Below are 22,944 nucleotides of genomic sequence, written 5' to 3'. Positions count from 1 at the left end.
GACGCAGCATCATGTGTTCAGCATTTTCGCAAATTCACCATCTTCTGGCAGTCGGGAGAAAATCACGTGGTCGCGCCACTCGCCATTGATCTTGAGATATTTCCGCAAAAGACCTTCCCGCTCGAATCCGGCCTTTTCGAGAAGCCGGATGCTTTTCCAATTGTCCGGAATACAGGCTGCCTCGATCCGGTGCAACTGAAGTCCGCCGTAGATGTAGGGGATAGCCATCTCCAATGCGGCCAACATATGGCCTTGGCCCGAATGTTTCTCGCCCATCCAGTAGCCGACCATGCAGCTCTGCGACGCGCCGCGGCGGATATGGCCGATCGTCAGGCCCCCCAAAAGCTCCATCGTGTCGCGGCGGAAAAGCAGCATCGGCATGGCAACGCCTGACGCATGTTCCTGGGTGGCGCGCACCACGCGAGCGCGAAACGCCGATTCCGTCAGCTCGTCAGGGCGCCAGGTCGGCTCCCACGGCTGCAGGAACGCCCGGCTTTGCGACCGCAGCGTCATCCAGGCCTTGTAGTCGGCATAAAGCGGCAGGCGCATGATGTGGCGCTCGCCTGAGATCTCCGGTGTGTCCGGATGTCGCGATAGGAACCGAAACACGGACTTGGCCATGGTGCTTGTGTGCTCCGGGCAGGGCAGGCGGCTTGATCAGCCGGCCGCCTTTTTGGTTGTCACGCCTGGTGAGGAAAGCGACGCCGCGATCTCTTCCATCGACGGCAGTTGTGCGATCGGACCGACCGCCGAAAGCGTAGGCACCGTGTCGAAGAACAGACGTCCGGCAAGATCGGTCAGCCGCTGGGTCGTGATCCCCTCCAGGCGCTCCATCATCTCGTCATTGGGGATCGGCTTGCCGTAGAGCATCATCTGGCGGGCGATCTGGCCGGCGCGGGCGGCAGGGCTTTCCTGGCCCATCAGAAGCTGGGCACGGATCTGCGCACGTGCCCGGTCGATTTCCGCCTGATGGATCGTCTCGGACGCCTTGCGCAGCTCTTCGACGACGACAGGCACGAGGTTCGGCAACTCGTCGCCGTTGGTCGCCGCATGGACGCCGAAAATGCCCGTATCGGAAAAGCCCCAATGGAATGCATAAACCGAATAGCAAAGGCCCCGACGCTCGCGCACTTCCTGGAACAGCCGCGAGGACATGCCGCCGCCGAGGATGTTGGCGAGAATCTGCGAGCAGTAGAAGTCCCGCTGGTGATAGGCCTTGCCCTCGAAGCCGATCAGCAGCTGGGCATCCATCAGGTCGCGGTCTTCGCGGGTGTCGCCGCCGATATAATGGGCGGGCTCGAGAACGGGCGTCGCACTCGGCATGGTCGGCAGGCTTGCGAACCGCTCCTCGACCTGCTTGCAGAACACCTGGTGGTCGACAGCGCCGGCCGCGACGATGAACATCCGGTCGGTCGTATAATTGCGCGAGAGATAGCCGCGGATCTGCGGCGGCGTGAACCCTTTTACCGTCTCCGGCGTGCCGAGAATGGCGCGCCCGATCGTCTGGCCGCGATAGGCGACTTCGGAAAAGCGGTCGAACACCACGTCGTCGGGCGTGTCGTTGGCCGCGCCGATTTCCTGCAGGATGACGTGCTTTTCGCGGCGCAGCTCTTCCTCGTCGAATTCCGATTCCGTCAGGATATCGGCAAGGATATCGACCGCGAGCGGCACGTGGTCCTTGAGCACCCTTGCGTAATAGGATGTGGTTTCGGTCGAAGTCGCGGCATTGAGTTCGCCGCCGACATCCTCGATCTGCTCGGCGATATCGCGGGCACTGCGCCTCGCTGTGCCCTTGAACGCCATGTGCTCGAGAAGATGCGCGATGCCGTGCTCGTTCTCGGTCTCGTTGCGGGCTCCGGACTTGATCCACACACCGAGCGCGACGCTCTCCAGGTGTGGCATGGTCTCGGTCACGACTGTGAGCCCGGAGGGGAGCCGGGTGATTTCAACATTCATATTCACGTCTTCGCGTCTTTCCGGCACTGCCGATAACTGGCTCAATTGGCCCGTGCGTGGTCGCCGATGAATGTTTCAACGGCCTTCAGCTCGGCGTCCAGCGTATCGAAGCGCTCCTCCCTGTGCATCAGATCAGCGAGCCATGATGGAAGTGCCGGATCAATTCCGCAAGCGGATTTTACCGCCGCCGGGAATTTGGCGGGGTGGGCCGTGGCCAATGTCACCATCGGGCTGCCGGGTCGCGCGTTCTTCTGAGCCACGAAAACACCGGTCGCTGTATGCGGGTCGAGCAGGTAGCCGGTGGCTTCAAGCGTCTCGCGGATTGTCTCGGCAACCTGCTCCTGCGTGGCGCGGCCGGCGCGGAATTCGCGCTTGATCGCCTTCAGCGCTTCCGGCTTGATTTCGAACGCACCCGATTGCTTCAGGCTCGCCATGGATGAGCGCACGGCGCTCGGATCGCGGCCATAGGCTTCAAACAGAAGCCGCTCGAAATTCGACGAGATCTGGATATCCATCGACGGCGACGTGGTCGCCATCACCCCCTGCATCTCGTAGCGCCCGGTCTTCAGCGTGCGGGCAAGAATGTCGTTGTCATTGGTGGCGATCACCAGCCGGTCGATCGGCAGGCCCATTTTCTTGGCCACGTAGCCTGCAAAAATATCGCCGAAATTGCCTGTCGGCACCGTGAACGATACCTTGCGATCCGGTCCGCCGAGCGAAACAGCAGCTGTAAAGTAATAGACCACCTGCGCCATGATGCGGGCCCAGTTGATCGAGTTGACGCCCGAAAGCTTCACCCGGTCGCGGAAGGCGACATCGTTGAACATCTCTTTCACGATGTTCTGGCAGTCGTCGAAATTGCCCTTGAGCGCCACCGCATGCACGTTGGATGCGGTCGACGAGGTCATCTGGCGCTGCTGCACCGGCGATACCTTGCCTTCGGGAAAGAGGATGAAGATGTCGGTCCGGTCGCGCCCGGCAAAGGCATCGATCGCCGCACCGCCCGTATCGCCCGATGTCGCGCCGACGATCGTCGCGCGCTCGCCGCGCTCGGCCAGAACATGATCCATCAGCCGCGCCAGCAGCTGCATCGCCACATCCTTGAAGGCAAGCGTCGTGCCGTGGAAAAGCTCGAGAACGAAATCGTTCGGGCCGGTCTGCACGAGCGGTACGACCGCCGGATGACGGAAGGTCGCATAGGCCTCGTTGATCATGGTCTTCAGCTTGTCGTCCGGAATTTCCCCGTCGACAAAATGCTTGAGGATCTCGAAAGCCACTTCCGCATAGGACTTTCCGCGCAGATTGCGGATGTCCCGCTTGGACAGCTGCGGCCAGTGGCGCGGCAGGTAAAGACCACCGTCGCGGGCAAGGCCGGCCAGCAGTGCATCACGAAAGCCGAGAGCGGGCGCTTCGCCCCGGGTAGAAATGTAGTCCACGACCGATAATCCCCAATCGATTTTTATTCGCGCCGCTGGTATAGACGATTGAAATCTGCGGTGAAAGACTGGAAAACGGCGCTGCGTTACGCCATGAGCATGTTTGGCGCGGCAAGCCGGTCAAAAGGGATGGAACAAGGTTGAGTATTGTGTTTGGCAAGATTTCCCATGGTCTCGTAACGGTATCCCTCCTGACGGCGCTCGCCGGCTGCAACTCGTCCTCTCCGGCGGGTGGCCTTGCGCCGACGGCACAGGCTGAAACCCCGGCGGTGGTGCAGGCCTATTGCCCGCAGGTCGTTCTGCGCGAACAGACGGCGATACGCCAGGAATACGCACGCGGCGGTCAGGATGATCCGCAGAAGCTCGTCTACCAGGCATCGCTGGCCGACGCGACGCGTCAGTGCACGGCAAACGAAACGACGATGACCATCAATGTCGTCGTCCAGGGCCGCCTCGTCGACGGACCTGTCGGTGCGCCGGGCCGCGTTACTTTGCCGATCCTGGTCGAGGTCGTCGATGGCGACAACACGATCTACTCGCAAAAGGTCGCCTATCCGGTCGATCTTCCGGCCGGCGGCACGCAGTTCATCTTCCAGAAGGCGGATGTGCAGATCCCGAACGCGCAGGGCGGCGCATCGCGCTTCACCCGCGTCCGCGTCGGTTTCGACAATGGCGCACCCGGCAAGAAGCCCGCACGCCGCAGCTAAGCCTGCGGCCACTCCGGTCGGGCGCTGACGGCGCCCGTTTAATCTTCGGTTAACCATAAATCCGTACCCAGTATGTGAAGATCGTCAAGGGCGCGTCGCCCGCGACCATTCGAGACAGGGTTTGGGATGATTGCTCCAGCTATCGTGGCGGACGCGAAGCGGCGTCTGCGGCTTTGCACCGCTATCGTCACGCTGGCAGCGCTTGCGCCCGGTGGCGCATCGGCGCAATCGGTCTGGATCGGAGCCTCCGACAACGATTTCGCAAACGGCGCAAACTGGACAACGGCCCCGGATGCCCCAGGCCCATCGGACGCAGCCTCGATCGGCTCCGGCGCGCCGACGGTCGCAACAGACACGGCCGTCGATACGCTCGCTGTGTCCGGCGGCACGCTTCATGTCGATGCGGATCTGACAGCTGATGGCGGCACGACGCTGTTCGACATGGGCCGCATCGAGATCTCGCAAAGCGGCACACTTTCATCAGACGTCACGATGTCATCAGGTTCTCTTTCCAACTCGGGCACGCTCAACGGCGACCTTGCATCTTCGGGTGGCGAGATCGTCAACGACGGCACGATCGACGGCAAAACGACGCTGTCCGGTGATGCGCAGATGACCAACAATTTCGTCGTCACCGATGTCGATGTCGAAGCGACGGCCCGGTTCGTCAACAATTCCGGCGCAACGGCCGGTGCCGTCACCAATGCGGGCACCACCTCCAACGCCGGAACGATCGCGTCGCTCACCAATACCGGCGGATCCTTCACCAACAACGACGGCGGCACGGTCACCGGCGATACGGTGGTCTCGGGTGGCACCGTCACCAACAACTTCGTCGTCACCGACGTCGATGTCGCTGAAACAGCCAGTTTCGTCAACAATACAGGCGCTTCGGCGGCAGCCGTCACCAACGCGGGCACGGCGTCCAATGCCGGCACTGTGGCATCGCTTGCCAATACCGGCGGCAGCTTTACCAATAACGGCACCATTTCAGGCGCAACCTCAGTCGAGGGCGGCACGCTCACCAATAATTTTGTGGTGACGACGGTCGATGTCGCGGCGGCCGCGATCTTCGTCAACAACTCAGGTGCCACGGCCGGCGACGTCTCCAACTCGGGCAATGCCTCGAACGCCGGCGCGATCGCCTCGCTGACCAATAGCGGCGGCACCTTCACCAACAATGACGGCGGCGAAATCACCGGAAGCACCACCGTGACAGGCGGCACGGTCACCAACAATTTCGTCGTCACCGACGTGGATGTCGCGGCTTCCGGCAGCTTCGTCAACAATTCAGGCGCGGCCGCCGGCGATGTCACAAACGCCGGGACCTCATCCAACGACGGCACCATCGCCTCGCTCACCAATACCGGTGGCAGCTTTTCCAACACCGGCCAGATCAGCGGCGATGCGACGGTGACAGGAGGATTGCTCGTCAATGACGGCACGATCGGCGGCGCGATCGACATCGGCACGGATGGCATGCTGTCAGGCACAGGCGAGATCGGTGGCCTCACCGTCGGGTCAGGCGGCACGCTGTCGCCCGGCCCGGGTATCGCAACGCTTGCCGTCAACGGCGACGTCACCTTCGAGACCGGCTCGACCTATCAGGTGGAAACGGAAGCCGACGGCACGTCCGACAGCCTAGCCGCCACCGGGTCCGTCACGATCGAAGGCGGCACGGTCCAGGTTCTCGCAGGCAGCGGCACCTATTCACCTGCTACGGCCTACACGATCATCACAGGCGAAAGCGTTACCGGTGCCTTCGACGACGTCACCAGCGATCTCGCCTTCCTGTCGCCCATCCTTGCCTATGGCGCCGACGAGATGACGCTGAGCCTTTACCGCAACGATGTCGATTTCGCCGATGTCGCGAACACCGCCAACACGCGCGCAACCGCTACAGCCGTCCAATCGCTCGGAACTGAAAACGACGTTTTCCTCGGCGTTCTCCAGCAAAACGCCGATGGCGCTCGCGATGCCTTCTCGCAGCTCAGCGGCGAGAGCCATGCCTCGTTGAAAACCCAGCTTCTAAGCGACAGCCGGCTCATTCGGGACGCCATCGTCGACCGCGTCAACGGTGCAGTCCCGATCCGCTCATCGGCCGATGGTGCGACCAGCTTCTGGGCAACCGGCATCGCAGCAACTGGGCAATTGCGCAGCGACGGCAACGCGGCCGGCATCGACAGCCATGCGGCGGGGTTGATCGCGGGCTTCGACGGGCAGGCATCCGATCACTGGCGGCTCGGCGGATTGTTCGGCTACAGCAATGCTTCCGCTGGCAGCGAGGCGGACTGGGAAAGCTATCATGCCGGGCTCTACGCCGCCGCAGAATGGGGTGACGTTGCCCTCACATCCGGCGCGGTCTATTCGGAAAACCGGATCTCCACGTCGCGCAGCGTCGACTTCGGCACGTTCACCGACGATCTTCAAGCCGATTACAGAGGCGCCACCCGCCAGCTGTTCACAGACCTGTCCTGGAAGACAACGTCCGGTCCCGTGACGCTGCAGCCCTTCGCTAGCCTCGCCTATATCAATCTCGACACCGATGGTTTTCGCGAAAAGGGCGGGGCGGCCGCTCTGACCGGCAATGGCGAAACCGACAATATCGCCCTTTCCACATTCGGCCTTCGCTGGTCGGCGCAAATGCCGGTCGAGGACCTGCCGCTCACCGTCTCCGGCATGCTCGGCTGGCGTCATGCAATGGGCGACCTGACGCCCGCATCCCGGCTCGCCTTTGCCAGCGGCGGCAGTCCGTTCATGCTGGAAGGCGTGGCTTTGCCGCGTGACACGGCCGTCGTCGAAGCCTCCGTCACGGCGCAGGTCTCAAAATCTGCGCGGCTGAAGCTCAGCTATTCCGGCGAATTTGCCCATTCGCTGACGAGCCATGCCGCCAGCGCCAGCCTCGCAGTGCAGTTCTAGATTAGATCCCGCCCCATTCACCGAGTGCGGCAATCACCGCCGGCAGGTCGCTCATCCGCGAAATCACCGTTTCGGCACCGGCATCCGTCAGCCGGTCGGCATGGCTCGGATACGTATGCGAGGCGCCGGTAAAGCCCACCACCCGCATGCCGGCCGTGCGTGCGCCATGGACGCCATGGGTGGAATCCTCGATCACCAGGCACCTGTCAGGCTCGACGCCGAACTGCTTTGCCCCGTGCAGAAAAATATCCGGCTTCGGCTTCACCAGGTCGGGACCGAGGTCCTTGGCGGAATAGATATGGTTTTCGAAATAGGGCTTCAGCCCCACCTTGGTCAGCATCATGTCCAGACGCTGGCTGGACGAATTCGAGCAGATGCAGCGCTGCGTGGTCAGCCGCGCCAGCGCGAACTTAACGCCGTCGATGATCTTGACGCTGCGTTCCAGCCGCTGGTCGAGCAGCTTTTCCGATTTGTCGAGCAGCGACGCCGACAGCGGAATATCCGCTTCCTGTTCGACCTGCAGAAGAATGTTCTTCCAGGTCATGCCGGCGAAGCGCTCGCCCATTTCCTCGACGCTGATCGGATAGCCCGCTTCCGTCAGCAGCCGGGATTCGACCTGTGCCGCGATGATTTCGGAATCGACGAGCACGCCGTCGCAATCGAAGATGATGAGGTCGAAGCCGCTCATGATGGATACTCTTTGATGAAAGAAGGTGAGGGCGATCTACACGAGGGCAGCGCCGGAAACAATGCGGAGGGCGATTTCCTCTACCGGCAAAGCGGCGACAACACGGCGCGCCTCAGAAACCGTAGCGCGCCTCGGCAAGATCGATCTCGCGAACGAGCTTTCGTGCGATTTCCTCGGAGATCTTGCGCCGGCGGCCAAGCCGGAACAGCTCGTCGCGTTCGGCACGCAGCGCCGCAAGCCTGAACCGCTTGTCGACCTCCTCCATCTTGCGCAACAGCTCTGCCTCATCTCCGAGCTTGGAACGGCCCTCGATCCGCTGCCGGTAGAGTTCCATCAGCCGCGTGCCGACCTCGCCGTAAAGATCGGCATCGGTCCGGCCTTCGCTCATCGCATGCTGCAATTTCTCGATCATTCGGATCGCCGCCTCTGCCGCCGCGATCCGGGCAATATCCTCTTCCTGGAGGTGGTCAGGTTCCGGCGGCAGTTCGAGGTTCTGGAGGAGATACGGAAGACCGATGCTGGCCGCCGTCAGCGACAGGATGATCACCCCGGCTGCCAGGAATATCACCAGATCGCGCGCCGGAAACGATGTGCCGTCGTTCATGGCAAGCGGCAGGGTAAGGATACCCGCAAGCGTGATTGCACCGCGCACGCCGGCAAGCGACATCGCAGCCAGAAGCCGCCAGTGCGGCTTGCGGATCGCCTCTCCGCGACGCGCGGCGCGATACAGGGTAAAGCGCAAGGATACCCACACCCAGGCAAAGCGCAGGGCCGCGAGTGCGGTGGTGATGACCGCCACATAGGCGATCAGCCAGATCGGGTGGAGGTGGCCCGTTTCCGTCACGATCCGGGCGGCGCCCGAGACGATGCCCGGCATCTGTTCGCCCAGCAGCACGAAGATAATGCCGTTCAGCGCAAACTGCACCGTATCCCAAACCGCGTAGCGCCGCATACGGGTGGCAGCCATCGTCTGGCCGCGCAACTCGGCAAAGCTCATGGTGATACCGGCCGAAACGGCTGCCAGAATACCGGAGCAATGGAGGTGTTCGGCCAGAAGATAGGCGCCGAACGGAATGAGCAGGCTGATCAGGATCTGCGCACCGGGTTCTTCGCCCAGCTTGCGCGACACGTAATACTTCGCCTTCATGACCACGAATGTGGTGCCAAAGCCGATCAGGATGCCGCCGATCGCCACCCACAGGAACGTACCCACCGCATCCGCCAGCGAGAACACGCCAGTCAGCACGGCGGCCACCGCAAACTGCATGCAGACAAGGCCGGACGCATCGTTGAGCAGCGATTCGCCTTCCAGAATATGCATCAGGCGCCCCGGGATCGGCACCCGCGCGGCAATCGCCGAGACGGCGATCGGATCGGTCGGCGAGAGAATGGCGGCGAGCGCGAATGCGACCGCAAGCGGTATCGCCGGGATCATCCAGTGGACCAGAAAGCCGATCAGGATCACCGTGAAGATGACAAGCCCAAGCGCCAGCTCCAGGATCACCGCCTTGTCGCGGAACAGCCCTTCCTTGGGAATGCGCCAGCCATCGAGAAACAGCAGCGGCGGCAGAAACAGCAGAAAGAAGAAATGCGGATCGAGCTGCACGGCCGATCCGGTCACGCCGGCGATCGCGGCCCCGAGCGCGATCTGCACCAGCGGCAGCGGAATGCCCACAGGCGAAAGCCTTGCCAGCGTACCGCTCAGAACCACGGCGAGAAGCAGGACCAGGGCAATGGTGATGCTTTCCATGGTGTCGCTCCTATCCGTTCCGGTTCCGGCCTGAATAGGAAATGGGAATGGATGAGGCAAGAGCCGGGAAGGGTGGTGCGACCTTTAGGACCGGCTCAGCCGTTCTTGTAGGGCCAGCATCGCGGAGTTGAGCGGCGGCAGGTCATGCGCGATGACGTCCCAGATAAATTCGTCCATCAGAACACCTGCGTTGCAGAAAGTTCTATCCGATCTTTCAGGATCGGATGAAGGCTGTCCCGCGTCGTGACGTCTACAGGCACGACAAGTTCATCCTCGAGAAACAGCTTGATCCCGACAAGATCGAGCAGAGAGAACTTCTTGCTCTCGTCATAATCGATAAACAGATCGAGATCGCTGTCGGGTCCGGCTTCGTCGCGGGCAACCGAGCCGAACAGATAAAGCGAGGTCGCGCCGAGCGCCCTGATCGCGTCGGCCTGCCGTCTCAGCTTCTCGATCGCCTCTGCTTTTTTCATGAGTTGTAGCCTAGCGCATCTTCGCGCCGCTTCCCATCATTTTGCTTTTTTCCAGAAACAGGCCACCGGCTTCAGTCTTTGGTAACCAAAATGAGTAACCATAACAGTCAGTAAATTCGTATCCAGTACAGCGTAGCGAGTGTCTCATGGCCGCAGTCCTTCCTTTGATCGACCTCCAGAAACAGGCCCGTCCTCACGCCTGGATGAACTCCATCATCAAGGGCGATTGCGTGGCAGCCCTCGAGGCGCTGCCGGATAAATCGGTGGATGCGATCTTTGCCGATCCGCCATACAACCTGCAGCTCGGCGGCGCCCTGCATCGCCCCGACCAGAGCCTGGTCGATGCCGTCGATGACGACTGGGACCAGTTCGCCTCCTTCCAGGTCTATGATGCCTTCACCCGCGCCTGGCTGCTTGCCTGCCGCCGCGTGCTCAAGCCGAACGGCACGATCTGGGTGATCGGTTCCTACCACAACATCTTTCGCGTCGGCGCGATCATGCAGGACCTCAATTTCTGGCTCCTCAACGATATCGTCTGGCGCAAGACCAACCCGATGCCGAACTTCAAGGGCCGCCGGTTCCAGAACGCCCACGAAACGATGATCTGGGCCAGCCGCGATGCCAAGGCCAAGGGCTACACCTTCAATTACGAAGCGCTCAAAGCCTCCAACGACGACGTGCAGATGCGCTCCGACTGGCTGTTCCCGATCTGCTCCGGCGGCGAACGCCTGAAGGGTGACGACGGCAAGAAGGTTCATCCGACCCAGAAGCCGGAAGCGCTGCTCGCCCGCATCATCATGTCCTGCACCAAGCCCGGCGATGTCGTGCTCGACCCGTTCTTCGGTTCCGGCACCACGGGTGCTGTCGCCAAGCGTCTCGGCCGCAACTTCGTCGGCATCGAACGCGAGCAGGATTACATCGACGCCGCATCCGCCCGCATCGCGTCGGTCGAACCGCTCGGCAAGACGGAACTGACGGTCATGACCGGCAAGCGCGCCGAACCGCGTGTCGCCTTCAATTCACTGGTCGAAAGCGGTCTCGTCAAGCCTGGCCAGATCCTCACCGACGCCCGCCGCCGACACAGCGCCATCATCCGCGCCGACGGCACGCTGACCTCGAACGGCGACGCCGGATCGATCCATCGCCTCGGCGCCAAGGTTCAGGGCTTTGATGCCTGCAACGGCTGGACCTTCTGGCACTACGAGGAGGCCGGCGTTCTGAAACCGATCGACGACCTTCGCACCATCATTCGCAACGGCCTGCCAAAAGCGGACTGAGCCACCAGTCCCGGGACCAGATCCCATGTCAGCTCGCGAGCTTCCTCTTCCGGTTTTGTACCTCTAGTCCCGGAAGAGGATCATGTGACGCCCGGAGTTTGAAGGCTCCGGGCGTCATCTTTTTTATGGGGCAAATGCAATGATTTCGGGGCCGCAACGACGCAGGCTCCGACCAGAGTAACCCTGAACACCTCCGAATTAGAATGTTTCGGCCCGTCCGCCGATCACCCGGCTAGGTTGCCTGCCGTCCATCCGGGTATTCTGCAGGCCCCTTGATCTCGATCTTATTGCCAAACGGGTCATGGATGTAGAACGAGTGCCCCATGCCCCGGGCACCCCCATGAAACGCTTCCTGGACGATCTCGACCCCGTGCTTATTGAGATGCGTACGCAGTTCGTCATGGTCGAAAGGGCTGGTCGCAAGACAGACATGATCGACATTGCGCCCACCGGTCACCGGAGGCGCTGCTTTCGTTCCGCCCGGGTGGGTTACATCCCACAAGACGATCAATGACGAGCCGAACCAGACCTGCTCCATCCCCAGTGCCGGATAGGAATAGCCAGGCCGGCACCCTAGGACATCCGTGTAGAACGTAAGCGCACGTTTCATGTCGTTGATCAGAAGAACGATGTGATCAATGCCGACGGGAGCGAATGGAATTGCCATGAGGGGTGCCGTCTTAACGTGAGGTCGATTGCAAAACGAGGTGGGTGGGCCGGGAACTTATATCGTCAGCATACCGGCTACCACCCCCAAACCTCACACCTCGATACCGTGATCCCTCAGATCCTTGCGCAGCGTTTCCGGATCCGTGAAATGCACAGCGTGCCAGCCCGCTGCCCGCGCGCCTTCGACGTTGGGATAGCTGTCGTCGATGAAGATCGAGGCTTCGGGGGTGAGGCCGAAATCACGGGCGTGCTTTTCGTAAATGGCCACATCCGGCTTGATCAGGCCGATCTCGCCCGACACTGTAACGCCGCGTGGCTTGTCGAGAAACGGGAATTTCCGGCGGGCTTCAACGAACGTGTCGGCGGCGAAGTTGGTGAGCATGGTTACGTCGCGACCGCTCTCGATCAGGCTTTCAAAGATGGCGACGGAGCCGTCATAGGCATGCGGCACCATTTCGTGCCAGTGCTGGCGGAAGGCGCGGATATTGGCTTCCTGTTCCGGATGCTGCTCGAGCAGCAGCGCTTCGGCCTCATGCCAGTTGCGGCCGCGGTCCTGTTCCAGGTTCCATTCGTGGGTGCAGACGTTGTCGAAGAACCACTTGCGTTCGGTCTCGTCGGGAATGATCCGGCTAAAGGGAAGGTTGGGATCGTAGTGGATCAGAACCTTGCCGATGTCGAAAACGATGTGATCAATCTTGGCCGCCATAGAGGATGTTTCCTGCTGTCAGTTTGGAGCTTTTGCGAAGGCGAGTGGTATAGCCTGGACGATTGCTTTTTTCATGACGGTCGGCAAGGCCTGGTTCTCCAGGCTCTCCACCGGTTCCCACCAGCCATTGTCCACAGCCACCTTGGTCACCTTCGCGCGAAAAATCGAAAGCCGCAGCTCGAAATGGGTGAAGACGTGAATGACCGTACCACAGGCCTGCCAGTCGGCAGACGGGATCGGCGCGTGATCGATCGTCGTGCCGCCATCGAGCCGCGCCGTCCATGCGGTCGTCGGCACTTCCGTCATGCCGCCCAGAAGACCGGTCTCGATGCGCTTTCGAAGCAGCACCTCGCCATCGGGCGTCACCGCCACGAAGGCAGCGCCTTGGCGAACAGGCTTTTCCTTCTTCGCGGCCTTCACCGGAAACCGCTCGGGATCGTCGCTGGCCAACGCCAGACAGTCGTCGCGGAACGGACAGAGCGCGCAGGCGGGACGTTTCGGGGTGCAGATCGTCGCGCCGAGATCCATCATCGCCTGGGCAAAATCGCCCGGCCGGTCCGATGGCGTCAGCTTCACGACCTTTGCCTTCATCACGGGCTTGGACCTCGGCAGCGGCGCGTTGATCGCATAGAGACGCGAAATGACCCGCTCGACATTGCCGTCCATCACGGCCGATTGCCGGTTAAACGCGATCGCGGCAACGGCCGCCGATGTATAGTCGCCGATGCCGGGCAGGGCGCGCAGGCCCTCTTCCGTATCGGGAAACACCCCGCCATGATCGGCTGCGACCGCTTCGGCGCATTTCTTCAGGTTGCGGGCGCGGGCATAGTAGCCAAGCCCCGCCCAGGCCGCCATCACGTCGTCGGAAGGGGCTGCGGCAAGATCGGTCACCTTCGGCCAGCGCTCGAGAAACTTTGCGAAATACGGTTTGACCGCCTGCACCGTCGTCTGCTGCAGCATCACTTCTGATAGCCAGATACGGTACGGATCAGGCCTGATCCCGGCTTTGGCAGCCGTTGGGCTGATGCGCCAGGGCAGCTCGCGGTGGTGCCGGTCGTACCAGGCGAGAAGCCTTTCCGCGTGGGTCGGGCCATCGGTTGGGCCATCGGCCGAATTCGTCGTCTTGGGAAGCGTCTGGAGCATCGTTTGCCGTTTGCCGCTGGAATGGCCTATAGGTATGCGTCAATGCGCCGGCATCAAGGACGGCACAACCTCAGGCGGCCAGTTATCCAGCGATGAATGCACCGAAACCTCCGTTCCGCCGCAAAGGCGCGCTGCAGATCTCCGAAGTGGCGAACGGCATCATCGATCCGGTGCTGGCACGCCGCGCCGGCATATCCACCTCGCTGCTCGGCTCCTGGGACGCGATCGCCGGCGAGGATTTCGCCGATTGCACGCGGCCGGAAAAGATCGCCTGGTCGCGCTATAACGATGGCTATAGCGAGGGAGGCCACCAGCCTGGTGTCCTCACTATCGCCTGCGAAGGGTCTCGCGCACTGTTCCTCGGCCATGCCCAGGGCGAACTGATCGCCCGCATCAACGGGTTTTTCGGCTTTCCGGCCGTGCGCCAGATCCGCATCGTGCAGAAGGCGGTATCGCAGACGTTCAAGCATCCGCGCAAACTGCAGCCGCTCAAAGGCGATGCGGCGAAACGGCTGGAGGGCATGATGGAAGGGATCGAAAGCGAAGCGCTCAAGAAAGCCGTCGCCAGGCTCGGCACCGCCGTTCTCCAGCAGAAGCGCAAATGAGAGTTCCATGACCCCCGCCACTCTCATTCCTGTGCTCGTCACAGGAATCCAGCCAGCCCAAGTCCTTGGGCTGAAATAACTCTTTTCATCGCAGGGCCAGGTTCCCTCCGACTAGCATACGCATCGTGACGCAACAGAGCGGAAAAGGCCGAGGAATACACCGAACTATCCCTCGCACCGCCATTTCGTCACAATTCTTTGAAGGGATTTAACACTCCACCGCTTGTCGGGGCCAGGACGCCACGATACGGAATATCAAACTTTTTCAAATCTCGAACACGGGTGTTCCATGCAGTTGAACGATAAGACCATCACCAGACGCGCGCTTCTCGGCGGAGTGGCGGTCACGGCGCTTTGCCTGTCGCTGCCGCTCGGCATGTCCGACGCCTTTGCCCAGGCACTTCCGGAATCGCAGGGCGATGTGGATATGGCGGCGGCGCTGAAGCCTGGCACCCTGCCGGAAATGGCGCTCGGCGAAGAAAACGCCAAGGTCACCGTCATCGAATACATGTCGATGACCTGCCCGCATTGCGCACACTTCCACAACACCACGTTCGAGACGATCAAGAAGAACTATATCGATACTGGCAAGGTTCGCTTCATCATCCGCGAATTCCCGTTCGATCCGGTCGCGACCGCGGCCTTCATGCTGGCCCGCTGCAACCCGCAGAACCCGGCCGAACTTGCAACGTCGGCGCAGTATTACCCGATGGTGTCGATGCTGTTCAAGCAGCAGCGCGCCTGGGCAGCCCCTGCCGACAAGGATGTGCGCGGCGCTCTCCTGCAGTCGGTCAAGCTTGCAGGTTACTCACAGCAGAGTTTCGAAGCCTGCTTGACGAACCAGAAGCTTCTCGACGACATTAATACCGTCGTTAAGCGGGGCAACGAGGAATTCGGCGTCAATTCCACACCGACCTTCCTGATCAACGGCAAGAAATACTCCGGAGATATGACGGTTGACTCCATGTCGAAGCTTTTCGACAGCCTTCTGTAAGATCGCCACCCCGGCGGGTAGGGGACCCGTCGGCGGGAGAAAGGGCGCAGCATGAAATTCAACAAGCTGCGCGTCGTTGGCTTCAAGTCTTTCGTCGAGCCGACGGAATTCATCATCGAGCGAGGGCTGACCGGCGTGGTCGGCCCCAATGGCTGCGGCAAGTCCAACCTTGTCGAGGCGCTGCGCTGGGTAATGGGCGAAAATTCCTACAAGAACATGCGCGCGTCCGGCATGGACGACGTGATCTTTTCGGGCTCGGGCAACCGTCCGGCAAGAAACAGCGCCGAAGTCGGCCTCTATCTCGACAATTCCGATCATACGGCACCCGCTGCCTTCAACGATGCCGACGAGATCCAGGTGTCGCGCCGCATCGAGCGCGAGAACGGCTCGCTCTACCGCATCAACGGCAAGGAAGCCCGCGCCAAGGATGTGCAGCTGCTGTTTGCGGATGCCTCGACCGGCGCACGCTCGCCCTCCATGGTCGGACAGGGCCGGATCGGCGAGCTGATCAATGCCAAGCCCCAGGCCCGTCGCCAGCTTCTCGAAGAAGCCGCCGGCATTTCCGGCCTGCATTCGCGTCGCCATGAGGCCGAGCTTCGCCTGCGTGCCGCCGAAACCAATCTCGAACGTCTCGAGGATGTCGTCGCCCAGCTGGAAAGCCAGATCGAAAGCCTGAAGCGCCAGGCCCGCCAGGCCAACCGTTTCCGCATGCTCTCGGCCGATATCCGCGCCCGCGAGGCGATGCTTCTGCATATCCGCTTCGTCCAGGCCCGCGAGGCGGAGGCGGAGGCCGAAACCGCGCTCAACCAGGCTACCAACATCGTCGCCGAAAAGGCGCAAGGGCAGATGGAAGCGGCAAAGGCGCAGGCGATTGCCAGCCTCAGACTGCCGGAATTGCGCGAGGACGAGGCGAAAGCCGGTGCCGCCCTGCAGCGCCTGCAGATCGCCCGCGGCCAGCTGGAAGAAGAAGCCGGCCGCCTGCTGCGGCGTCGCGACGAACTGACGCGAAGACTGTCGCAGCTTGCCGAAGACATCAGACGCGAGGAACAGCTTGCCGCCGATAATACCGCTTTCCTCGACAAGCTGGATGGCGAAGAAGCCGAGCTGACCGAGACGCTGGCGGATTCAGGCGCCGAAGCCGAGGACCTGCGCGAGGCCTTCGAGGCAGCCGCTGCAACGCTTGCCGACAGCGAAAAGCTGTTTGCCGCGGTGACCGCCGAACGTGCCGAAGCTTCCGCCGGACGCAACGCGCTCGACCGGCTGATCCGCGATCTCGCCGAACGACGCCAGCGCCTCGACCGGCAGATGGCCGATGCGACGGGCGAACTCGACGCGATCGGACAAAAGCTTGATGGCCTCGACAACCCGGCCGAGCGGCAGGACGCGGTGGAAGCCGCCGAAATTGCCGTCGAAGATGCGACGATCGCGGCCGAAGAAGTCGAGTCGGCGCTCGCCCATGCGCGCTCGAACGAACTCATGGCCCGCGGCCCGGTGGAATCTGCCCGATCGGCGCTGAACGCGCTCGAAACCGAAAAGCGCACGATTTCGCGCATGCTGGCGGCCGGCGCCCTGTCCGGTGGCTTCGTTCCCGTTGCCGAAATGATCCGCGTCGATCGTGGCTATGAGGCAGCGCTTGGTGCAGCCCTCGGCGATGATCTCGAAACACCTGTCGATGCCTCTGCCTCCGCCCACTGGTCGATCAATGGAGATGGCGCCGCTGATCCCGGCCTGCCCGAGGGTTCGCTGCCCTTGTCGTCCTATGTCACGGCGCCGCCGGAACTGGCGCGCCGGCTCGGGCAGATCGGCGTGATCTCGCAAGACGACGCCGACAGGCTGATGCCGCTGCTGCGTCCCGGCCAGCGCCTCGTGACCAGAGAGGGTGCCGTCTATCGCTGGGATGGCCATATCTCGGGCTCCGAAGCGCCGGGTGCGGCTGCCCTTCGCCTGTCCCAGAAAAACCGTCTGTCGGAGCTGGAAGGCGAGATCGAAGAGGCGCGCGATATCCTCTCGGAAACCGAGGATGCGCTGGCGCAAGCCGGCTCCGCCATCTCGATTGAGGAAAAACGGCTCGCCGAAGCGCGCGACCGCAGCCGTTTTGCCGCCCGCCAGTTGAGCGATGCCCGCGATGCGCTTGCCGCAGCCGAACGGGCAGCCGGCGATCTCACCCGTCGCCGCGATGTAGTTGCGGAAGCGGTCAGCCAGCTGACCGGCCAGATCGAGGATCTCGGTGTCCAGGAAGAAGATGCGCGCATCGAGCTCGAGGATGCGCCGGATCTCTCCGCCATTGATGCCAAGCTGTTGAACCAGCAAAGCGTCGTCGCCACCGATCGGGGTCGTCTCGCCGAAGCGCGCGCCGCCTATGAGGGCCAGAGCCGCGAGATCGAGGTGCGCAAGCGCCGCATCGCCGCCCTCGCCCAGGAACGCGCCGCCTGGGTCTCCCGCATCGCCAGCGCCGCCGATCATATCGGCAGCCTGCGCCAGCGCGAGGAAGAGGCGCGCGACGAGATCGTCGATCTCGAAGCAGCACCTGAAGAATTCGACGAGCGCCGCCGGGCACTGATCAACGAATTGCAAAAGGCGGAATCAGCCCGCAAGGCCGCTTCCGATCGGCTGGTCGAGGCGGAAACCCGCCAGCGCGAGACCGACCGGATCGCCGCCACGGCCTTGTCCGAACTCGCCGAAGCCCGCGAGAAACGCGGCCGTGCCGAAGAGCGTCTGGTCTCCGCCGCCGAAAAGCGCCACGAGGGCGAGCTGCGCATCCGCGAGGCGCTCAATGTGGAGCCGCATGACGTGATGCGCATCGCCGGCATCGCGTCCGGTGCCACGCTTCCCGACATCCGCGAGATCGAACGCGAAGTCGACCGCCTCAAGATGGAGCGCGAGCGGCTCGGTGCCGTCAACCTGCGCGCCGAGGAAGAGCAGAAGGAGCTTTCCGACAAGCTCAGCGCTCTGATCCACGAGCGCGACGACATCATCGACGCCATCCGCAAACTGCGTGGCGCGATCCAGAGCCTCAATCGCGAAGGACGCGAGCGCATGCTGGCCGCCTTCGATGTGGTCAACAAGCAGTTCCAGCGGCTGTTCACGCATCTCTTCAATGGCGGCACGGCAGAGCTGCAGCTGATCGAGAGCGACGATCCGCTCGAAGCCGGCCTCGAAATCCTCGCCCGCCCGCCGGGCAAGAAGCCGCAGACGATGACGCTTCTGTCAGGTGGCGAGCAGGCACTGACGGCGATGGCGCTGATCTTTGCCGTCTTCCTCACCAACCCGGCACCGATCTGCGTGCTGGACGAAGTGGATGCGCCGCTCGACGACCACAATGTCGAGCGTTACTGCAACCTGATGGACGAGATGGCCGCATCGACCGAGACGCGGTTTATCATCATCACCCACAACCCCATCACCATGGCCCGCATGAACCGTCTGTTCGGTGTGACCATGGCGGAGCAGGGTGTGTCGCAGCTGGTCTCGGTCGATCTGCAGACAGCGGAACTGCTGCGCGAAGCCAGCTAAGCCAGCGCTTTCCCGGTCAACCGGTCGCGGCCTCCGTATTTCTACCTACGTCAATTTACTCATATGGGACATCATCGTCTCGGCGTAGTGTAATTTAACTAAAATCATATTGACGTGTGGTGCCTCGATGCCGCAAGTTCAGCATCGAAGTACCGCCGATATAGAGACCCCCCGCACGGGTTTTCCTGTCCTGTGCGGAAGGCTTTGCGGGGCCGATGTGATCCGGCCCCGCAAAGCGTTTTCATCTCTTTCCGACATCCGCGCCGCAGGCGTCCTTACAGCCCCGTCAGCCGCACATTCGTCCCCCAGGGGTCGAGAATGTCGATATGATCGACAGCCCTCGTGAAGCTGACCGACGCCTGTTTCAGCTTGTCCTTCAGCGCCAGCAGGTCGCTCTTTTCCGCAAATTCCAGCGAGAACCAGTCGAGCCCGGTTTGCGTCTCTTCCCGCATTCCCGCACCGGCGCTCTGCCACGTGTTGAAGGCGAGGTGGTGATGGTAATGGCCGGACGAGAAGAAGCCTGAGTCGTCTCTGGTGCCCCGGGTCGATGACAGGCCGATCAGATCGCCATAGAAGGCCCGGGCCTTGTCGATCTCGCCGACCCGAAGATGGATATGGCCGATCCTGAGGTTGGCGGGCGCTTTTGTGTAGGTGTCGCGGTTGATGTCGGTAGTGGCGACGATATCGTCCACGTCGAGCGCATTGGTGCCCATCGTCACCACCTCGCCCTCCCATGTCCACATTTCGTGCGGCCGATCCCAATAGACCTCGACGCCGTTTCCTTCGGGATCGGTCAGATACACCGCCTCGCTGACGCTGTGATCAGCAAATCCTGTGATCGGAAATTGCCGCTGCGCCACATGCACCAGCCAGCGGGCGAGATCGCCGCGGTCCGGCATCAGGTAGGCGATGTGAAACAGACCGGCAGACCCCGGCGTCTCGAAGGCGGCCTCTGCCGAACGGACGAGATGCAGAAGCGGCGATCCCCCCGCACCCAGCACGACGCGATCGCCGGAAACATCATCCTGCTCGATGATCTCGAGCCCGAGCATGCCCTGGTAGTACGCGGTCATGGATTTGAGGTCCCGCACCCGAAGCGCCGCCTGATCCACATGGACAGGCGTCGTCACGGCAAAGGGCAGGGCAGGTGCAGCCACCGCCGCGCTCGTTCCTTCCGCCAGCAGCGCGCCGTTAAGGGCGGCCGTCGCAGACACGACACCCGCCAGTTTCAAAGCATTCCGTCTCGTGATGGTCATCGAAGGCCCTGCAGGTTCCGGCGGCGTTATAGAGACGCGCTAGAACATCCGCACGTCACTTTCCTGTCAGGCATGACAACTCGACGATTTTGCTGCGGTGCAACATAATCCTGACGCATAATTCCCAAACGATCATAAACGCTGTAAATGCTTGAGAAGACTGGGTGGAGATGCGAAATGGCGAAATGGGTCTATCGCTTCGGCGATGGCAAGGCGGAAGGAGGCTCTCGTGACAGCATCCGTCTTGGAGGCAAGGGCGCAAACCTCGCGGAAATGGCAAGCCTCGGCCTGCCGGTGCCGCCCGGACTGACGATCGTCTGCGATGCCTGTACCCATTATTTCGAAAACGCCCGCATGCTGCCCGACGGTCTGAAGGCCGAAGTCCTCGATGGCATCGCCGCCATGGAAGCAATCACCGGCCGCCGTTTCGGCGCAGGCGTGCAGCCGCTGCTTCTTTCCGTCCGCTCCGGCGCCAGGGCCTCCATGCCCGGCATGATGGACACCGTCCTCAATCTCGGCCTCAACGACCAGACAGTGCAGGCGCTCGCTGAAGATTCCGGCGATGCCCGCTTCGCCTGGGACAGTTACCGCCGCTTCATCCAGATGTATGCCGATGTGGTGATGGGCCTCGACCACGAGATCTTCGAGGAGATCCTCGAAGACGAGAAGGCGCGGCTGGGCCACGAATACGATACAGAACTTTGCGCCGCCGACTGGCAGCACCTCGTCTCGCTCTACAAGCAGCTGATCGGGGAGGAACTGGAAACGGGTTTCCCGCAGGATCCGCACGAGCAACTCTGGAAAGCGATCGCCGCCGTGTTCGCGAGCTGGATGAACCCGCGCGCGCAAACCTTCCGCATGCTGCACCGGATCCCCGAGGAATGGGGAACCGCGGTCAATGTCCAGGCCATGGTGTTCGGCAACCTCGGCTCGACATCGGCCACAGGCGTTGCCTTCACCCGCAATCCGTCGACCGGTGAGAAAGCCTTGTACGGCGAGTTCCTCGTCAATGCGCAGGGCGAGGATGTGGTCGCCGGCATCCGCACACCGCAATCGATCACCGAGGAAGGCAGGCTCGCCTCCGGTTCCGACAAGCCCTCGATGGAAAAGCTGATGCCGCAGGCATTCGCCGAGTTCCGCACGATCTGCGACCGGCTCGAAGCCCATTACTGCGACATGCAGGATGTGGAATTCACCATCGAGCGCGGCAAATTGTGGATGCTGCAGACACGCAACGCCAAGCGCACCACCCGTGCCGCCATGAAAGTCGCCGTCGACATGGTCGAGGAAGGCGTCATCACCGAAAGCCAGGCCGTCTGCCGCATCGATCCGCCCTCGCTCGACCAGCTGCTGCACCCGACCATCGATCCGCGCGTCGAACGCCACGTGATCGGCTCCGGCCTGCCTGCATCGCCGGGCGCTGCTACCGGCGAGATCGTGTTTACAGCCGAGGAGGCCGTCGAGGCTGACAAGGAAGGCCGCAAGGTCATCCTCGTGCGCATCGAGACCAGCCCGGAAGACATCCACGGCATGAACGCCGCCGAAGCGATCCTGACCACCCGCGGCGGCATGACCAGCCATGCGGCCGTCGTTGCCCGCGGCATGGGCATTCCATGCGTCGTCGGTGCCGGCTCCATGCGCGTCGACCTGCGCAACGAGGTTCTTCTTGCCGCAAACGGCGTCAGCCTTAGGCGCGGCGAAATCATTACCATTGACGGCTCCTCCGGCCAGGTGCTGAAGGGCTCCGTGCCGATGACCCAGCCCGCGCTGTCTGGCGATTTCGGCAAGCTGATGGCCTGGGCCGACAAGACCCGCCGCATGACCGTGCGCACCAATGCCGATACGCCGCAGGACGCCCGCGCCGCCCGCTCGTTCGGGGCGGAGGGCATCGGGCTCTGCCGCACCGAGCACATGTTCTTCGAAGGCGACCGCATCCACATCATGCGCGAGATGATTCTGGCAGAAACCGAGAAGGCCCGCCGCGCGGCGCTTAGCAAACTTCTGCCGATGCAGCGGTCGGATTTCACCGAATTGTTTGAAATCATGCACGGCCTGCCGGTCACGATCCGCCTGCTCGATCCGCCGCTGCATGAATTCCTGCCCAAAACCGAGGCCGAGATCGACGACGTCGCCCGCGCCATGGGCATGCCGCCGGCCTTTCTCGCAAGACGCATCGATGCGCTGCACGAGTTCAACCCGATGCTCGGCCATCGCGGCTGCCGGCTTGCGATCTCCTACCCGGAAATCGCCGAGATGCAGGCGAGGGCGATCTTCGAAGCGGCTGTCGAGGCCGGAAAGACCACCGGAGAGCCGGTCGAACTCGAAATCCTCGTGCCGCTCGTCAGCCTGCGCAAGGAACTGGATTACGTGAAGGGCGTCATCGATGCCGTGGCGAAAGACGTCGCCCGCGAAACCGGCGTGCCGATCGCCTATCTGGCCGGCACGATGATCGAATTGCCGCGTGCAGCATTGCGCGCCCATGTGATTGCGGAAACTGCCGAGTTCTTCTCCTTCGGCACCAACGACCTGACCCAGACCACCTTCGGCATGTCCCGCGACGATGCCGCGGCCTTCATTCCCACCTATCAGCGCAAGGGCATTATCGAGCACGACCCGTTCATCTCGCTCGATTTCGATGGCGTCGGCGAACTGATCCAGCTTGCAGCAGAGCGCGGCCGCAAGACGCGGGCAGACCTGAAGCTCGGCATCTGCGGCGAACACGGCGGCGACCCGGCCTCGATCCGCTTCTGCGAAAACGCCGATCTCGACTACGTCTCCTGCTCCCCCTTCCGCGTCCCCATCGCAAGGCTCGCCGCCGCCCAGGCAGCGATCGAGCGGACGAAGAGCTGACC

General features: G+C 62.3%; 17 protein-coding genes. 7 read left to right on the top strand and 10 right to left on the bottom strand.

Annotated features, from left to right (window positions below; genetic code table 11):
• Positions 1–9: 9 nt before the first annotated feature.
• Genes ASG19_RS02640 through thrC form a run of 3 tightly spaced genes read right to left on the bottom strand, consistent with a single transcriptional unit; the run spans position 10 to position 3,392 of the window.
• Positions 10–621 carry a GNAT family protein gene (locus ASG19_RS02640; RefSeq protein ID WP_062453614.1) on the bottom strand — a complete coding sequence of 204 codons (612 nt, stop codon included), beginning with the start codon at positions 619–621 and terminating at the stop codon, positions 10–12.
• Between the two features lie 36 nt (positions 622–657).
• The gene (locus ASG19_RS02635; RefSeq protein WP_062453613.1) at positions 658–1,956 is read right to left on the bottom strand and encodes a pitrilysin family protein; all 1,299 of its coding nucleotides are present in this window, start codon (positions 1,954–1,956) and stop codon (positions 658–660) included.
• Between the two features lie 41 nt (positions 1,957–1,997).
• Positions 1,998–3,392, bottom strand: coding sequence for a threonine synthase (gene thrC, locus ASG19_RS02630; protein WP_062453612.1), 1,395 nt, complete (start codon positions 3,390–3,392; stop codon positions 1,998–2,000).
• Positions 3,393–3,541: 149 nt separating this feature from the next.
• On the opposite strand from thrC, the gene ASG19_RS02625 reads away from it, so the two are divergent.
• Together ASG19_RS02625 and ASG19_RS02620 are read left to right on the top strand one after the other, a co-directional pair.
• A complete protein-coding gene (locus ASG19_RS02625; RefSeq protein WP_062453611.1) occupies positions 3,542–4,099 on the top strand; it encodes a hypothetical protein in 558 nt (185 codons plus the stop codon).
• Positions 4,100–4,225: 126 nt separating this feature from the next.
• Entirely contained in the window at positions 4,226–7,018 is a 2,793-nt protein-coding gene (locus ASG19_RS02620) for an autotransporter domain-containing protein (protein ID WP_062453610.1), read from the top strand.
• A 1-nt stretch (position 7,019) separates the two neighbouring features.
• Here ASG19_RS02620 and ASG19_RS02615 read toward each other — a convergent pair whose 3' ends face one another.
• The 3 genes from ASG19_RS02615 to ASG19_RS02605 form a co-directional block, all read right to left on the bottom strand.
• Complete coding sequence (locus ASG19_RS02615; protein WP_062453609.1) at positions 7,020–7,706, bottom strand: HAD family hydrolase; 687 nt, start codon at positions 7,704–7,706, stop codon at positions 7,020–7,022.
• Positions 7,707–7,818: 112 nt separating this feature from the next.
• Entirely contained in the window at positions 7,819–9,456 is a 1,638-nt protein-coding gene (locus ASG19_RS02610) for a Na+/H+ antiporter (protein WP_062453608.1), read from the bottom strand.
• 176 nt (positions 9,457–9,632) lie between these two features.
• Positions 9,633–9,929, bottom strand: coding sequence for a nucleotidyltransferase family protein (locus tag ASG19_RS02605; RefSeq protein WP_062453607.1), 297 nt, complete (start codon positions 9,927–9,929; stop codon positions 9,633–9,635).
• A gap of 146 nt (positions 9,930–10,075) precedes the next feature.
• Between ASG19_RS02605 and ASG19_RS02600 the strand changes: the two genes are divergently transcribed.
• Complete coding sequence (locus ASG19_RS02600; RefSeq protein WP_062453606.1) at positions 10,076–11,206, top strand: site-specific DNA-methyltransferase; 1,131 nt, start codon at positions 10,076–10,078, stop codon at positions 11,204–11,206.
• Between the two features lie 232 nt (positions 11,207–11,438).
• Here ASG19_RS02600 and ASG19_RS02595 read toward each other — a convergent pair whose 3' ends face one another.
• The 3 genes from ASG19_RS02595 to mutY all read right to left on the bottom strand — a co-directional run bounded on the left by ASG19_RS02595 (position 11,439) and on the right by mutY (position 13,724).
• Positions 11,439–11,873 carry a VOC family protein gene (locus ASG19_RS02595; protein WP_062453605.1) on the bottom strand — a complete coding sequence of 145 codons (435 nt, stop codon included), beginning with the start codon at positions 11,871–11,873 and terminating at the stop codon, positions 11,439–11,441.
• Between the two features lie 93 nt (positions 11,874–11,966).
• Positions 11,967–12,581 (bottom strand): HAD family phosphatase, encoded by a 615-nt coding sequence (locus ASG19_RS02590; protein WP_062453604.1) that lies wholly within the window; start codon positions 12,579–12,581, stop codon positions 11,967–11,969.
• Between the two features lie 18 nt (positions 12,582–12,599).
• Complete coding sequence (gene mutY / locus ASG19_RS02585) at positions 12,600–13,724, bottom strand: A/G-specific adenine glycosylase (RefSeq protein ID WP_062453603.1); 1,125 nt, start codon at positions 13,722–13,724, stop codon at positions 12,600–12,602.
• Between the two features lie 92 nt (positions 13,725–13,816).
• Here mutY and ASG19_RS02580 point away from each other — a divergent pair, with 92 nt between their 5' ends.
• The 3 genes from ASG19_RS02580 (at position 13,817) to ASG19_RS02570 (ending at position 18,836) form a co-directional block, all read left to right on the top strand.
• Positions 13,817–14,329, top strand: a complete 513-nt coding sequence (locus tag ASG19_RS02580; RefSeq protein ID WP_062453602.1) for a DUF721 domain-containing protein — start codon at positions 13,817–13,819, stop codon at positions 14,327–14,329.
• A gap of 289 nt (positions 14,330–14,618) precedes the next feature.
• On the top strand, positions 14,619–15,323 hold the full coding sequence (locus ASG19_RS02575; RefSeq protein ID WP_062453601.1) for a DsbA family protein: 705 nt from the start codon (positions 14,619–14,621) through the stop codon (positions 15,321–15,323).
• A 51-nt stretch (positions 15,324–15,374) separates the two neighbouring features.
• Positions 15,375–18,836, top strand: a complete 3,462-nt coding sequence (locus ASG19_RS02570; protein ID WP_062453600.1) for a chromosome segregation SMC family protein — start codon at positions 15,375–15,377, stop codon at positions 18,834–18,836.
• Positions 18,837–19,111: 275 nt separating this feature from the next.
• On the opposite strand, the gene ASG19_RS02565 is transcribed toward ASG19_RS02570, so the two are convergent.
• Positions 19,112–20,092, bottom strand: a complete 981-nt coding sequence (locus tag ASG19_RS02565) for a VOC family protein (protein ID WP_062453599.1) — start codon at positions 20,090–20,092, stop codon at positions 19,112–19,114.
• A gap of 177 nt (positions 20,093–20,269) precedes the next feature.
• Between ASG19_RS02565 and ppdK the strand changes: the two genes are divergently transcribed.
• Positions 20,270–22,942: a pyruvate, phosphate dikinase gene (gene ppdK / locus ASG19_RS02560; protein ID WP_062453598.1), complete on the top strand. Its 2,673-nt coding sequence runs from the start codon at positions 20,270–20,272 to the stop codon at positions 22,940–22,942.
• The last annotated feature ends 2 nt before the right edge of the window (positions 22,943–22,944 follow it).

This window comes from Rhizobium sp. Leaf306, from assembly GCF_001423425.1.
GTDB lineage: Bacteria > Pseudomonadota > Alphaproteobacteria > Rhizobiales > Rhizobiaceae > Neorhizobium > Neorhizobium soli.
The sequence above is the reverse complement of the archived record's forward strand: the minus strand, read 5'-3'. Positions and strand labels throughout refer to the sequence as shown.